This window comes from Glycomyces rhizosphaerae, assembly GCF_042647865.1.
Classification (GTDB): domain Bacteria; phylum Actinomycetota; class Actinomycetes; order Mycobacteriales; family Micromonosporaceae; genus Glycomyces; species Glycomyces rhizosphaerae.
In genome coordinates this window covers 675,471-690,353 of sequence record NZ_JBHRWO010000021.1, presented here as the reverse complement: position 1 = coordinate 690,353, position 14,883 = coordinate 675,471, and the positions used below count along the sequence as shown (strand labels likewise).

General features: G+C 68.9%; 11 protein-coding genes and 1 tRNA gene. 7 read left to right on the top strand and 5 right to left on the bottom strand.

All coding sequences use genetic code 11. The features are described from left to right. The first annotated feature begins 211 nt into the window (after positions 1-211). The 3 genes from ACFO8M_RS23545 to ACFO8M_RS23535 all read left to right on the top strand — a co-directional run bounded on the left by ACFO8M_RS23545 (position 212) and on the right by ACFO8M_RS23535 (position 3,545). Positions 212-889: a response regulator transcription factor gene (locus ACFO8M_RS23545; protein ID WP_387980096.1), complete on the top strand. Its 678-nt coding sequence runs from the start codon at positions 212-214 to the stop codon at positions 887-889. A gap of 3 nt (positions 890-892) precedes the next feature. Further along, complete coding sequence (locus tag ACFO8M_RS23540) at positions 893-2,284, top strand: sensor histidine kinase (protein WP_387980094.1); 1,392 nt, start codon at positions 893-895, stop codon at positions 2,282-2,284. A gap of 106 nt (positions 2,285-2,390) precedes the next feature. Beyond that, entirely contained in the window at positions 2,391-3,545 is a 1,155-nt protein-coding gene (locus ACFO8M_RS23535) for a low temperature requirement protein A (RefSeq protein ID WP_387980092.1), read from the top strand. Here ACFO8M_RS23535 and ACFO8M_RS23530 read toward each other — a convergent pair. Genes ACFO8M_RS23530 through ACFO8M_RS23520 form a run of 3 tightly spaced genes read right to left on the bottom strand, consistent with a single transcriptional unit; the run spans position 3,511 to position 6,349 of the window. After that, positions 3,511-4,311 carry an ABC transporter ATP-binding protein gene (locus ACFO8M_RS23530; protein WP_387980090.1) on the bottom strand — a complete coding sequence of 267 codons (801 nt, stop codon included), beginning with the start codon at positions 4,309-4,311 and terminating at the stop codon, positions 3,511-3,513. The genes ACFO8M_RS23535 and ACFO8M_RS23530 overlap by 35 nt on opposite strands. Beyond that, a complete protein-coding gene (locus ACFO8M_RS23525) occupies positions 4,308-5,354 on the bottom strand; it encodes a FecCD family ABC transporter permease (protein WP_387980089.1) in 1,047 nt (348 codons plus the stop codon). The genes ACFO8M_RS23530 and ACFO8M_RS23525 overlap by 4 nt, the downstream gene beginning before the upstream one ends. Then, positions 5,351-6,349, bottom strand: coding sequence for a FecCD family ABC transporter permease (locus ACFO8M_RS23520; RefSeq protein WP_387980088.1), 999 nt, complete (start codon positions 6,347-6,349; stop codon positions 5,351-5,353). The genes ACFO8M_RS23525 and ACFO8M_RS23520 overlap by 4 nt, the downstream gene beginning before the upstream one ends. A gap of 165 nt (positions 6,350-6,514) precedes the next feature. On the opposite strand from ACFO8M_RS23520, the gene ACFO8M_RS23515 reads away from it, so the two are divergent. Beyond that, entirely contained in the window at positions 6,515-7,582 is a 1,068-nt protein-coding gene (locus ACFO8M_RS23515) for an ABC transporter substrate-binding protein (RefSeq protein WP_387980086.1), read from the top strand. 147 nt (positions 7,583-7,729) lie between these two features. Next, positions 7,730-8,773, top strand: a complete 1,044-nt coding sequence (locus ACFO8M_RS23510; RefSeq protein WP_387980084.1) for an ABC transporter substrate-binding protein — start codon at positions 7,730-7,732, stop codon at positions 8,771-8,773. Positions 8,774-8,841: 68 nt separating this feature from the next. Here the strand turns inward: ACFO8M_RS23510 and ACFO8M_RS23505 are convergent, their stop codons facing one another. Further along, positions 8,842-11,079 (bottom strand): hypothetical protein, encoded by a 2,238-nt coding sequence (locus tag ACFO8M_RS23505; protein WP_387980083.1) that lies wholly within the window; start codon positions 11,077-11,079, stop codon positions 8,842-8,844. A gap of 225 nt (positions 11,080-11,304) precedes the next feature. Beyond that, complete coding sequence (locus tag ACFO8M_RS23500) at positions 11,305-13,632, bottom strand: rhamnogalacturonan lyase (protein WP_387980081.1); 2,328 nt, start codon at positions 13,630-13,632, stop codon at positions 11,305-11,307. A 221-nt stretch (positions 13,633-13,853) separates the two neighbouring features. On the opposite strand from ACFO8M_RS23500, the gene ACFO8M_RS23495 reads away from it, so the two are divergent. Together ACFO8M_RS23495 and ACFO8M_RS23490 are read left to right on the top strand one after the other, a co-directional pair. Next, positions 13,854-13,928 (top strand) — tRNA-Val (locus tag ACFO8M_RS23495). Positions 13,929-14,408: 480 nt separating this feature from the next. Beyond that, complete coding sequence (locus ACFO8M_RS23490; protein WP_387980080.1) at positions 14,409-14,813, top strand: hypothetical protein; 405 nt, start codon at positions 14,409-14,411, stop codon at positions 14,811-14,813. The last annotated feature ends 70 nt before the right edge of the window (positions 14,814-14,883 follow it).

Below are 14,883 nucleotides of genomic sequence, written 5' to 3'. Positions count from 1 at the left end.
CGCGTCCAGAACTCCCCTGGAAACGCATCCGAACCCTGTCAGCGGCGCAAAGGGTGAAATAGGCTGGCCGAGCGAACGCGGGCGCGGGCAACCGACCGGGGCCCGGACGAGTACTTAGGAGCGGTGGATGACTTCGACCAGCGGGCCAGCCGGGGCTACACCGCCAGCGGTGCCGCTCCGGGGCGACGGGTCCCCGGCGCGTCTTCTCGTAGTGGATGACGAGGAGAGCCTGGCCGACCTGCTGGTCGAAGCCCTTTCGTTCCAGGGGTACGAGGTCGCCGCGGCGCGTTCGGGCACCGAGGCGCTCGCCTCCTTGGAGAAGGTGCGACCCGACCTGGTCATCCTCGACGTGAACATGCCCGGACTCGACGGCTTCGGCGTGGCCGACCGCATGCGGGCCTCCGGCGACCAGACCCCGATCATCTTCCTGACCGCCCGCACCGCCCCCGACGACCTGCGCGACGGTTTCGGCTCCGGCGGCGACGACTACCTGATGAAGCCGTTCCGGCTCGAAGAGCTCAGCCTGCGCGTCTCGGCGGTCCTGCGCCGCACGCTCGGCAGGGAGTCGGCCTCCTCGCGCGGAAGCGACACGGTCGCCGTGGCCGACCTCATCCTCGACCTCGCGGCCCACCAGGTGACGCGCGACGGCAAGACGATCGACCTGTCCCCCACCGAGTTCCGGCTCCTGCGGTACCTCGCGGCCAACACCGGCCGCGTCGTGTCCAAATCGGAGCTGCTGCGTCAGGTCTGGGGCTACGACTTCGAGACCGATTCCAGCCTCGCCGAGACCTACGTGTTCTACCTGCGCCGCAAGCTCGACAAGCTCGGCCCGCGGCTCATCCACACCGTCCGCGGGGTCGGCTACATGCTGCGCCCGCCACAGGAGTAGAGCGTGGCCATCAGAACGAAGATCGCCGCGGCCATGGCGGTCCTGCTCATCGTGGCGGTGAGCATCATCGGTTTCGTCACGGTCCAGGCGGTCTCGAGCCACCTGATCGACCAGGTCGACCAGAAACTGCACGGCCTGCTGGATCAAGGCAGCGTCCGCTCGGTCCCCGCCAACGGCTCCTCCGACGAGGTCCTCTACAACGAGTTCGCGTTCCTCGTCTTCGACGAATCCGGTGATCTCGTGCTCGACTTCCCCGCCGGATACAAGGACGCCCCCTACTCGCTGCCCGCCATCGCCGCACCGCCGAGCGAGAGCGGCTTCTTCACCGTCGACAGTGTCGACGGGGACATGACCTATCGGGCCGTGACCGCGGCCGACATCGATGCCAGTGTCAACGGCGTCCCCGGGACTTACACGATCGTGTTCGCCACCTCGATGGAAGGCGTCGAAGCCACGATCTCGACGCTGACGCGCACGGTCGTCGTCACCGGCCTGGTCGTCGCCGCCATCGGCATCCTCGCCGCCTGGATCATCACCCGGCGCGGCCTGCGCGTGGTCGACCAAATGGTCGCCGACGCCGAGCACGTCGCGACCGGGAACCTCGACCACCGCATCACCGCCGCCGACCCGCGCACCGAGATGGGCCGGTTGTCGTTGGCGCTCAACCGGATGGTCTCGCGCCTCACCGACGCGATCACGCAGCGGGACCGCCAGCACGAGCGGCTCCGCCAGTTCGTGGCCGACGCCGGACACGAACTCCGCACCCCGCTCACCGCCATCGGCGGCTACGTCCAGCTCTACGAGTCCGGCGCCACTCCCCAGGGCGAGAAGCTCGACCGGGCCATGAGCCGCATCGGCAGCGAGAACGCGCGACTGGCGAAACTCGTGGACGACCTCATGGTCCTGTCCCGCCTCGACGAAGAGGTCGGCGGCGACCGGGAACTGGTCGAACTCACCCAGCTCGCACAGGACGCCGTGGACGACGCCGAGGTCGCCGACCCCACCCACCCGGTCACCCTCGATGCGCGCGAAGCGATCACGGTCGTCGCCAACGAGGGCCAGCTGCGGCAGGTGCTCGTGAACCTCCTGACCAACGCCCGCGTCCACACCCCGCAGGGCACGGCCATCGAAGTCTCCGTCGCCCAGAGCAACGGCTGGGCGGTCATGCGCGTGGCCGACCGCGGCCCCGGCATCCCCGCCGAGCACCGCCAGAAGGTCTTCGACCGGTTCTACCGGGCCGACGCCTCGCGCTCGCGCGCCACCGGCGGCTCCGGCCTCGGACTGTCCATCGTGTCCTCGATCGTCGCCGCCCACGGCGGACAGATCCGCCTCGACAGCGAGCCCGGCGAAGGCACCTCGATCGAGGTGCGACTGCCGGTCGCCCGCCTCGAATAGCGGAGTAACCGGCCTTTTCGATAAATCCTTCGACAAGGGCCCCAAGCGGTTTCAGCGTGTCGGACGGATAATCGGCGACACCGTCCGACTGCTACGCTCGATCGTCGTGACCCGCATCCTTCCCTCATGGTTCGTCGAACGCATCAACCCCGTGCCCGACGAGGACGACCTCCCGGTCTCCACGCTGGAACTGTTCTTCGACCTCATCTTCGTGTTCACCGTCGCCCAGTTCACCGCGATCATCGCCCACGACCCGCTCATCGGCCTGCTCCAGACCGTGCTCATGTTCGGCTTCCTGTGGTGGATTTACGCCGGCTACTCCTGGCTCACCAACGTGATCCCGCCCGAGCGCCCCGCCCGCCGGATCCTGCTCCTGATCGCCATGGCCGGATGGCTCGTCATCGCCCTGACCATCCCCGCCGCCTTCGAGAGCGGCGGCCTCTGGATCGCCGTCGGACTGCTCGTGGTCGTGCTCGTCCACGGCCTCATGTACCTCCAGGCCGCCCGCGCCTTCGGACCCGTGTTCATCGCGAACCTCGCCGCGGTCGCGGCCGTCTTCGCCGCCGAACTCGGCCCCGAAGGCCTGTGGCGCTATGTGTTCTGGGGCCTGGCCACGGCCATCGTGTGGTCGGTCCCGATCTGGCACGGCCAGCGCGGCCTCAACCTCCACCCCGCGCACATCACCGAACGGCACGGCCTCGTCGTGATTGTCGCCCTCGGCGAATCGGTGGTGGCCATCGGGATCGGCGCGGCCGGCCTGCCGATCGACGCGGACCTGCTCGTCGCCGCGGTCCTCGGCCTCGCGATCGGCGCGTGCATGTGGTGGTCGCTGTTCGTGCACGACCTCCCCGCGACCGAGCACGCGCTCACCGCCACAACGGATGCGGTGAAGCGCGTGCGGAAGGTCCTGGTGGGCCTGTCCTACTCGTTCATCCCGGTGCTCATCGGCATCCTGGTCACCGCCGCGGGCCTCAAGCACGCGGTCGGGCACGCCATGGAACCGCTCGACCCCGCCTCGACGCTGCTGCTGTCCGGCGGTGTGGCGATGTTCCTGCTCGGCACGGCCGGACTGCGGTTCTCGATGCCGCTGCCCAGGCCCTGGGAGCGCGTGGCCCTCGCGGCGGTGGTGCTCCTGGTCGCCCCGCTCGGCCTCGTCAACACGGCACTCCAGTTGGGCGCCATCGTGATCGTCCTGATCGCGGGGCTCGAAGTGGAACGCCGGACCGCTAAAGCGGCGCTGAAGCCAGTGCCTTCGGAATGACCAGCGGCGTCCCGGTCTCGGGGTCGTCGATGATGCGGCACGGCAGGTCGAAGACCTGCTTCACGGTCTCGGCGGTCACGATCTCGGCCGGGGCGCCCTCGGCGACGACCTCGCCGTCGCGCATCGCGATGAGGTGCGTCGCGTAGCGCGCGGCCTGGTTGAGGTCGTGGAGCACCGCCACGAGGGTCCGGCCCTCGCGGTGGAGCTTCGCGCACAGGTCGAGGACCTCGATCTGGTGCGTGATGTCGAGGAACGTGGTCGGCTCGTCGAGCAGCAGCAGCGGCGTCTGCTGGGCGAGGACCATCGCGATCCACACGCGCTGGCGCTGGCCGCCGGAGAGCTCGTCCACGCCGCGGTCGGCGAGTTCGGAGATGTCGGTGGCGGCCATGGCTTCTGCGACCACGCGTTCGTCGTCGGCCGACCACTGCTTCAGGAGCCCCTGGTGCGGGTAGCGGCCGCGGGCGACGAGGTCGGCCACGGTGATCCCGTCGGGCGCGATCGGCGACTGCGGCAGCAGGCCGAGGCGGCGCGCGACGGCGCGGGTGGGCTGGGAGTGGATGTCCTTGCCGTCGAGCAGCACGCGTCCGGCCGAGGGTTTGAGCATGCGCGCCAAGGCCTTCAGCAGCGTGGACTTGCCGCAGGCGTTGGGGCCCAGGATGACCGTGAACTCCCCTTCGGGGATGTCCACGCTGAGCCCTTCGCTGATGGCGACGCGGCCGTAGCCGATGGTGGCGTCTTCGACGACCAGTGGACCAGCAGCGGTCACGACATGACCCCCTTCTTGCGTTGAGCGATGAGCAGCCAGACGAGGTAGAGGCCGCCGACGACGCCGGTGACGACCCCGGTGGGCAGCTGGCGTTCGCCGACCCCGGCCACCGCCACGGCGTCGGCCGCGGTGACGATGAGCGCGCCGACGATGGCGGACACCAGGAAACTGCGGGCCGAGCCGGTGAGGCGGGCGGCGATGTGCGGGGCCGCGAGCGCGACGAACGCGAGCGGCCCGGCGACGGCGACGGCCCCGGCTATGAGCACCGAGGCGGCGATGAGCGCGACGACGCGAGTGCCGGTGACGTGCACGCCGAGACCGGTCGCGGTGGCCTCGCCGAAGCGCAGTGCGTCCAGGCCCCGGGAGAGGAACGCGACGACGATGACCCCGGCGGCCAGGACGAGCGCGACGATCCTGGCCTGTTCCCAGTCGCGGCCGGAGAGGTCGCCGGTGAGCCAGTAGACCGCGCGGAACGCGTCGATGGTGTTGGTGCGGGTGAGCAGGTAGCCGTTGATGCCCGCGAGGATCGCCGCGACGCCGATGCCCACGAGCACGAGCCGGTACCCGGACGGGTCGCCGCCGCGGGTGAGGGCCCAGATCACCAGGCCGGTGGCGAGGGCGCCGAGGGCGGCGAACCCGGCGGTGAGCTGGAGGGTCGCGTTGGTGAGGACGATCGCGATGAGCGCCCCGGAGGTCGCGCCCTGGGTCAGGCCCAGGATGTCGGGGCTGCCCAAGGGGTTTCGGGTGAGGGTCTGGAACAGGGCGCCGGAGAGGCCCATGCACGCGCCGACCGCGAGGCCGGTGACGAGGCGCGGAAGGCGCAGGTCCCAGAGGATGAACTCGTCTCCTTTGGTGCCTTGGTCGATCAGTGCCGCCCAGGTCCGTTCGAGGCCGAGCGCGGTGGAGCCGGTCGCGGCCGACCACAGGCTGACGGCGACGAGGACGGCGAGCGAGCCGAGGATCGCGGCGATCGTGCGGTGGCGCAGGCGGATCGAGCTCTCGCCGAGGCGCACGACCGTCGATCCGGAGGTCAGGGTGCTCACAGCCGGGCCACCTTCCTGCGGCTCACCAGGTAGAGGAAGAACGGGCCGCCCGCGACGGCGCAGACGATGCCGACCTGCACTTCGGCCGGGCGGGCGATCACGCGGCCGAGCACGTCGGCGGCGACGAGGAACGCCGCGCCCGAGAGCATCGAATAGGGCAGGACCCAGTTCTGGTCCGGTCCGGTGAAGGCCCGGACCACATGCGGCACAACGAGACCGACGAAGACGATCGGGCCGCACACGGCCGTGGCCGTGCCGGCGAGCACCGTGATCGCGGCGATCCCGGCCACGCGCAGCACCCGGGGGTCCACGCCGAGACCGGTCGCGGTCGCGTCCCCGAGCGCGAGGGCGTTGAGCGGGCGCGCGAGCAGGACGCCGACCAGGGCCGCGCCGCCGATGAGGAGCACGACCGGCAGCATCGGCGCCACATGCGCGTTCACGAGCGAGCCGACCGACCAGAACCGCATCTGGTCGAGCGTGGCCGCGCTCATGAGCTGAATCGCCGAGACGTACGCGTACCCGGCGGCGGTCACCGCGGCCCCGGCCAGCGCGAGCCGCGCGGGGGTCGCCGCGGCGGCGCCTGCGATGAGGTAGACGGCCACGGAGGCGACGGCGGCACCGGCGAACGCGAACAGGATGGTCTGCGTGAACCCGAAGGAGCCGAAGAAGAACGAGGCGGTCACGACCGCGGCGGCGGCGCCGGTGTTGACGCCGAGGAGGCCGGGGTCGGCGAGGGGGTTGCGGGTCATGGCCTGCATGAGGGCCCCGGCGAGGCCGAGGGCGGCGCCGGCGGCGAGGCCGAGCACGGTGCGGGGCACGCGCAGCTCGGTGACCACGGGGTAGGACTCGGAGGCCGGGTCGGTGAGCCCGGCCCAGACCTGGCCGAGGTCCATCGCGCGGGAGCCGACGGCGACGCTGAGGACCGCGAGGACGGCCAGTGCGGCGACGAGGACGAGGAGCCCGAGTATGCGGCGACCCGTGCGCGAGCGCGGCACGGGTCGGCCTCCGCCCCTTGGCGAATCGAGCGCCGGGGCCTGCTCCCTGGCGCGTTGGGCGGTTGACAAGTGCGGACTCCGGAGGGATAGTGACAGCGGTTTTGTTTAGGCTAACCTAACCCCGAAACCCCGGCCATCCTCGCTCTCCCCCTAAAGGAGTTCCCCGTGCCACTCCGCGTCCGACCGCAGCTCGTTCCCGCACGTCAGAGCTCCAAGAACCAGGGCCTCTCCCGTCGCGGACTGTTCGCGGCCGGCGGCGGCCTCGGCGCCGCCTCTCTGCTCGCGGCCTGCGGCTCTGACGTGGACGCCGGCACCGAAGGCGACGGCGCCGGGTCGGGTCCGTTCAAGTTCCTCGACGAGCGCGACCAGCAGGACGTCGAGCTCGACGCGGTCCCGACGAAGATCGTCGCGTTCACCGGCCTCGCCGCCGCGCTCTACGACTACGGCGTCGAGGTCGCGGCCGTGTTCGGGCCGACCACGCTCCCCGACGGCGCCCCCGACATCCAGGCCGGGCGCATGCCCGTGGAGGAGTTGACGATCCTGGGGAACGTCTGGGGCGAGTTCGACGTCGAGAAGTACGCGGAGCTGAACCCCGAACTCATCGTCTCGCACTACTACGAGGGCTTCGACCTGTGGTTCGTGCCCGAGGAGCGCCTTGAGGAGGTCGAGTCCCTCGCACCGGCCATCGGCATCGAGGTCTCCAGGCCCACGATCGACGAGATCATCGACCGCCATGCGTCCCTTGCGGAAGCGCTCGGGGCGGACTTGGCCTCGGAGGACGACGCCGCCGGCGTGGAGCGCTTCGGCGCCGCGGCGGGGGGCATCGCCGCCGCGATCGCGGACAAGCCGCTCAAGGCGATGGCGGTGGGCGCCTGGCCCGACGGGCTCTACATCGCCAATCCGCCCACGTTCAACCTCCTCGCCAAGAGCGTCGAACTCGGCGTGGACTTCGTGGTGCCCGACAACCCCGACCAGAACGACTACTGGGAGCTCCTGTCCTGGGAGAACATCGACAAGTACGAGGCCGACGCGATCTTCCTGGATCAGCGCACCGGGAACATCACGGCCGAGCAGCTGCTGGCCGACTACCCGACCTGGGCGGCGCTTCCGGCCGTCGCGGCGGGGCAGTTGTACACGTGGAACGCCGAACCGGTGTACTCGCACGTCGGCGGCGCCGTCGAGCTCGAGTTGATCGCCGAAGGGCTCACCGCGGCACAGCCGCTCACCTCCTAGCCGCAGGGCCAGTGGTTGACGCCACGTGAGGGCCCCAGTTCAGAGGGCCGGAATCTGATGAGGTTAGCCTAACCTTCGATCGGCCAGACCGCGTCCGAGAGCCGTTCCCAGTCCGGCCCTCAATCGCCCTTCAAGAAGGAGAAACACATGGCTTTCGATGCCGACAGCGTCAAGTTCGGCCGCCGCGGCCTGCTCGCGGGCGGCGGCGCCCTCGGACTGACCGGCGTCCTCGCCGCCTGCGGCGGTGGCGACGACGAGACCTCCGAAGACTCGGCCGACTCCGGCCCCTGGGAGTTCACCGACGACCGCGGTGAGACGACCGAGCTCGACGCGGTCCCCACGAAGATCGTCGCGTTCACCGGCATGGCCGCCGCGCTGTACGACTTCGGCATCGAGATCCCCGCGGTCTACGGCCCCACCACGAACGAGGACGGCTCGCCGACCACCCAGGCCGGGAACCTCCCCGTCGCCGACCTCGAGGTCTTCGGCAACGTCTACGGCGAGTTCGACGTCGAGGCCTACGCGGCCTACGGACCCGAGGCCATGTTCACGCACTTCTACATCGACCCCGCCTCGCTCTGGTACGTGCCCGCCGAGACCTCCGCCGACATCACGAGCCTCGCGCCCGTGACCGCGCTCAGCGCCAACGACGAGGGCCTGTCGAACACCCTCGACCAGGTCATCGGCCGCCACGCCGAGCTCGCCGAATCCCTTGGCGCCGACCTCGACTCGGACGAGAACGTCGCCAACAAGGAGCGTTACGACGCCGCCGTCGAGGCCCTGAAGGCCGCCGCCGCCGCGAACCCCGTGAAGGTCCTCGCGTGCGCCGCCGCCGCGGACACCTTCTACGCCTCCAGCCCGCTCATGGGCAACGACACCCGCTTCTTCATGGAGCTGGGCGTCGACATCATCGTGCCCGACGCGCTCGACGAGGCCACCGGCTCCTACTTCGAGTTCCTGTCCTGGGAGAACGTCGACAAGTACCAGGCCGACCTCCTGCTCCTCGACAACCGCGTCCAGTCGCTCCAGCCCGACCAGCTCACCGAGTTCCCGACCTGGACCGCCCTCCCGGCCGTCCAGGAAGGACAGATCGTCGGCTGGGAGGCCGAGCCCATGTACTCCTACGGCCTCGCCGCCGCCTCGATCGAGGCCCTGGCCGAAGCGATCACGAATGCGAAGAAGCTCTTCTAACGACTTGCAACTGAACGCAAAGTGGCAGGGGCGGACCGTTCGGTCCGCCCCTTCGTCTTGCGCTGGTGCTACCTGATGTCGATCGTGACCACGGACGGATCGTGGTCGGAGACACCGTAGTCGCCGTAAGCGGGCTCCTCGCCGAACTCGTAGGCGTCGGCCGGGTAGTCCGAGTTGATGTGCGCGGACACCGCGGACTCGACCTCGCGCATCAGCCGCGGCGAGACGAACATCTGGTCGAGGGTCTGCGTCTGCCCCATGTAGGTGTAGGAGTAGGCGGCCTCGGGGTGCTCCTCCAGCATGTAGTCGTGCAGGCTGGAGAGCCCCGAGTCCTCGTACAGACCCGCGAGCTGGTCGGACGGGCCGACCCAGTCGCCGGCGATCGTCTGGCCCTCGGCGAACGGGTCGTCCGGGCGCGGGAAGACGTTGAGGTCGCCGCCGGCCAGGACCTTCGCCCTGCCGTCGTTGTCCAGGATCGCGGCGCTGATCGCGGTCAGGTAGTTCGCCTGCTCGGTGCGGTGCAGCACGCGGGTGTTCGGGCTCGAGGAGAAGTGGTTGTTGATCAGGTAGATCTCCGAGGCCTTGAGGCCCCACTTGTCCTTGAGGTAGAACTTCGCGACCTGCGCCGGACGGCTGAAGACGTCGAAGCCGTTGCAGGCGTAAACGCCCGAGCTCGTGCACTGGTCGATGACCTCTTGCGGCAGCGCCGCGTTGAGGGCCTTCGGGTTCTGCACGTCGGCATTGATCGCGTCGGCCTCGGTCGGGTACTCGACCTCCGGCGCGTCGCCGAAGACCGGGTCCCAGCTCTTGACCTTCGACAGCCCGGCCAGCTTGGGCTGGTACAGGAAGCCGGTCATGATGCCGCGGGTGTCGGCCGAGTCGAGGTCGCCCACGGCCTGGTAGGTCGGGCCGCCGTTCTCGGCGATGACGAGTGCGAGCTCCTGGATCGAGTCGGGCGCGCCGTCGCCGCCGGTGTTGGCGTCGCCGGTGTTCACCAGGTCGCAAACGAGGCGGTCGATGCCGAGGTCGGCGTCCTTCGTCCACTCGGGATTGACCGCGCAGACGTCCTGGGCCTCGCCCTCCTGGGTCATCAGGATCGCGGGGCTGTGCAGGTCGTCGATGATCTGCCCGGCCTGGCGCTGCAGCTGCGCGTCGTACTCCTCATAGGAGGCCGGGACGTAGTTGAAGGGCGGCTTGACGTTGCCCTCGGGGTCCTCGGCGTCGGTGCAGCCGGTGTTGCCGGTGAAGTCGCAGCCGGAGTCCGGGTTGTCGCGGAAGTCGTAGAGGTTCTCGATGTTGTACGAGGCGATCGCGGCCTCGTTGCGGCCCGCGGGCTCGACCGGCTGGTTCTCGGCCGGCTCCAGGCCGACTTCGAGCGCCAGGTCGTTCGCGACCTGGATGCCGTACTTCGCGAAGGAGAGGTACACGCCGCCGGTGTTGGCCTCGGTGATGACGTCGTAGGTCTTGGCCGGGGCGATGATCGTCTCGTTCGTACCCTCGGTGGCGCGGATGCCCATGTCGCCCATGACGAACAGGTAGCCGTTGCCGTCGTCGAAGTTCCCCTCGACCGTGTCGAGCGGGTGCGCGTCGCGGTAGGCGCGGGCCGCGTAGTCCTCCTGCTGGGCCGCGGCGCTGTCGCCGCGCATCGCCCAGACCTCGCCGCCGCTGGAGTACACGTCGCGACCGGCGGTGACCACCGAGTCGGCGGGGACCGTGAGCTGCATGCCGAGGTGGCGGCGGAAGTACTCGGTGGAGGCCTTGGCGCTGTCCGGCGGGTCGACCTCGACCGTCTCGATCGCGGCGAGCGGGTCCAGGCCGGACTCGACCACGTCGTAGACGTACGTGGAGCCGCCGCTGAACTGGATGTTCCCGAAGTAGTTGCCGACCACGGCGCGCACGACGATCTCGTCGCCCACCTTCACGGTCCAGTTCGCGCCCAGCTCGGTCTGCGCGGGCGAGCCGTTGAGGGTGCGGACGGTCGAGAACTTGTTGTTGAAGACGAAGATGCCGTCGGAGGAGAGCGGGTCGCCGTCCGTGGCGTCGGCCTTCTCCTGCAGGAAGAAGCCCTTGTTGCCGGAGGGGTCGAGGGTCTCCTGGGTGACCACGCCCTGCACGTAGACCGTCTGGCCGGCGAGAGGCGAGGTGAAGTCGGTGTCGCCGTCGGCGATCGAGCCCTGGACCTCGCCGATGTTCACGACGTCGACGTCCGCGAAGGCGGAGGAGGCGAAGACGAGTCCGGTCGCGCCGACGATGACCGCGCCAGCGGCCGCCGTCGCGAGCCGGGCTCGGCGTCTGAGGGAACGCACAGGAAGACTCCAATGCTGTCGAATGGGACCTCGGCGCCAAAGGGCGCCGGAGGCGGGATGATGGGGGCGGTTTTCACTCAACCGCAACAGCGGGTCGAACGCAAGACTTCAGAGTGAATTCCTCGTATCATCCCACGTCTCAATTGGGCCACGGCCGGGTCCGGACGCACTGAGGGCGGGACCCCGGAGGAGCCCCGCCCTGTTGCGCCCGTTCAGATCCGGCTGCTACCGGCCGTACCGGGGCGTGTGGTAGTCCGGCACTTCGACCTCGCCGAAGTCCATGTCCGCCGCCATGTAGAAGCTCGTGTACTGCGGCTGGTTGTAGGTGGTCTGCTGGTTCGCCACGCCGACCCGGTACTGCGGGTCGTGCATGAGCGTGAACAGCTTGTGGTCGGTGACCTCAGTGGAGAGGAAGACGCGGATCGCGCTGGAGTCGCGGGTGCGCACCAGCAGTTCCTCGCGCCAGTCGCCGAGCACGTCGGCCACCAGGCCCGGGTTGCCCTTCGTGTAGTTGTTGGTGAGGGTTCCGGCGGCGTCGAGCACGACACCGTCCTGGTAGTCGCGGATCGTCGTCTCCTCGACCGTGGCGGCGTCAGCGCCGTGCACGATCTGGGTCGTCAGGTCGGCGTCCCAGCGGATGTTCATGTTGGTGCCGGGAGTCGGCCCCTCGATCGGCACGCCGGTCACGGTGAAGAGGCCCTCGGGGTTGCCGGCCTGGTCGGGCGGGAGCGAGGCCCACGCCTCCAGTCCCGGTGTGCCCGGGTCGATGTCGCCGACCATGCCGCGCCCGGTGTCGCGGCCGGAGTAGCCGCCCCACAGGACCTCACCGGTCTCGGCGTCGCGCATCGCGTAGCCGTACGGCGCCCACGCGCCGCCCTCGAAGACCGAGAAGATCTCCAGGCCGTCGCGGTCCGGGTCGAAGTCGCCCACGTGCAGGGCGTCGCCGTGCCCGAGCTTCGCGAGGGTGCCGGGGTTGTTGGCGCCCTCCGGCATCGTCGCGTACGAGGAGTACAGCAGCGAGCCGTCGTCGTCCAGCGTCGCGGCGCCGTAGACGATCTCCTGCCTGCCGTCCCCGTCGACGTCGGCCACGCTCAGCGAGTGGTCGCCCTGCGTCGTCAGCGTGCCCCACTCGGGGTCGGGACCTTCCACGCCGTGCGGAGAACCGTTGAACGGGTTCGACATCGGCGCATGGCCGGAGTCGGCCTGCCAGCGCTGCTCGAGGCGCTCGCCGTCCCAGTCGATCGCGGTGATCGTCGTCCGCGTGTAGTAGCCGCGGGCGAAGATCGCCGTCGGGTGCTCCCCGTCGAGGTAGGCGACGCCCGACAGGAACCGGTCGACGCGGTTGCCCGGCTCGATGCGGGCCATGGCGTAGTCGCCCCACAGGAGGCCGTCGTCGTCGCGGTCGACCGGGAAGTCGATCGTGTCCATCTCGAGTCCGGTGCGCCCGTTGAAGACGGTCAGGTACTCGGGTCCGGAGAGGACGAAGCCGGCGAAGTTCCGCAGCTGGTTCCTCGTGGACCTCGAGGGCGCGTAGACGTCGATGAAGTGGTCGGCGAGCGTCTCCGCGTCTTCCTGCGAGAGCGGGTAGGCGAGGTCGAACTGGGCGTCGGCCCCGAGGGCCGCCTCGATCGTGGCGGGCCAGTCGCCCTTCAGGACCTCGGGGTGCTGGTCCCAGCCCATGAACATCTGGACGAGGTGGTCGTAGTACCCCGCCGCCGAGAGCCGGTAGTCGTCCTCGTGCGTGACGCCGGCCTCCACGTCGTCGGAGGGCAGCGTGATGTACCGCTCCGTGCCGCCGCGGACGTAGGAGGTCGACTTGGTGCCGGGCGCGGTCTTGAGCATGACCTCGGAGATGCCGTCGCCGTCGTAGTCGTACACCTGGAACTGCGTGTAGTGGGCGCCGGCCCGGATGTTGACCCCGGGCTCGATGCGCCAGAGCAGCTCGCCCTCCTGGGTGTAGGCGTCGATGAGCACGGGCCCGGTGTAACCGACCTGCGAGACGTCCTTCGAGTTCGAGGGGTCCCACTTGACGACGTACTCGTAGTCGCCGTCGCCGTCGAGGTCGCCGGGGCTGATGTCGTTGGCGCGATAGGTGTAGGCCTCTCCGGCGGGGGTGACCCCGTCGGCGGGCTTCTCCAGCGGGATGTCGAGGTATTCCTCGGACCAGGGGGTGACTTCGTCCGAGATGTCGGTGGGCCATCCGCGCTCGTAGGCGACGACCTTGTACTCCGCGTCGGCGTCCCCGTTCTCGTCGAGGAAGTTGGTCGAGTCCGAGACGGTGGCGATCTTCTTGCCGTCCCGGTAGACCCTGAAGGTGGCGCCGGTCAGACCTGAATCGTTATAACCGGACACTTCATCGGCGAGCAGGCGCCAGCTGAGGAACACGCCCTCGCCGGTCACGGCCGCCACGAGGCCGCGGTCGAGGCGCTCGAGCTGGATCTTGTCATCGTGGCCGCCGCCGTGCGACTGCACCGAGGCGGTGACCCCGGCCCCGGCCAGCGCGCCGACGAGCGACACGGCGACGACTTTGCGAAACATGGTGGGAGGACTCATGGAAGGGGCTCCTCGAAAACGCATGTGGCCTGTGAAAACGCGCCGAAGTATCAGGGGAGACGCGCCCAGGCCATAATTGAAACGATTTAACGCATCGAAGAATATCGACCTCACCCCCACCTGTCAAGCGCCGCCCCGCCACCCGCCCTGTGACCACCGGTACGCAAGACCCCCCACGGCACCCCTCCGCAAAGGATTCCGGTACAGTTATGCCTCGTCGCGCTCGATTAGCTCAGCGGGAGAGCACTCGCTTCACACGCGAGGGGTCACTGGTTCGATCCCAGTATCGAGCACCATAGGAAATGCCCCGGCTGACCAAGCCGGGGCATTGCTGTAAGAGCCAAATCCAGAGCCAACAGCACCTCAAAGCCACCCCCAACACGCCTTCCGGCCCGTGGCGAGCCCTCTTCAAGGTCTTGCAATGTTCAAGCCCAACCGCCGCGTGGCAGTCAATCCCGTTGCCCTCCAAGGCATTCGGATTGATCGGGCAACCTACATTCCAACGAACCACAACATGTTGAGCGATAACAACAAGCTAACCACAACATGTTGTGGTTAACGGTCGTTTAGTCGGACACCTGCTGCTACACTCGTTTCAACGGGCATCTGAAGCCCGGCGGCCAGGCCATAGTTCAGACACACGAGGGGGAGCCTTGGCTTCGCGCAAGATCACAAGGAGCGTCAGGGTGCAGCGCTCAGTACGGGTCACCAGGACCACGCAGGTTCGTGGGACCATCCGTCTCACCGGTCCGACAATTTCGGGGGTCCCGGTATCCATGCCGACACCGATCACCAACAACTACTACAGCAGCAACGAAGGCGTCATCATCGAGGGCGACGTTACCGAGTCCTATGTCGTCGGCCAGGCCGAGCAGGTGGTACAGATCGGGCAGGTGCAGACCAGCCCGGCGTTCACCGAGTTGGCCTCCATCATCGAGAAGATTCACCAGCAGGTGAACCGTCTCGGTCTCGATCCAAACATCCAAGTGCCTGCAGTCGGCGCTCTTGCGGCGGTCGCGGACACGCTGGCGACGCCCGAGCCGAATGAGACCGCAATTCACGGCGGGCTGAGGTACTTCTACTCCATCATCGAGCCCGTAGTCGGTGGTCTCGGTGGCATCCCCCGCGATGCACTCGAGTTCGCAACAGGCCTCCTCGAGCTGGTTTCCAAAGTGAGCTAGCAGCCTGAACCTCAAGGTCAGTGACGTATTCACGACTCCCTGAGGGAAACTCGCGCAGGGACGTCCTGGT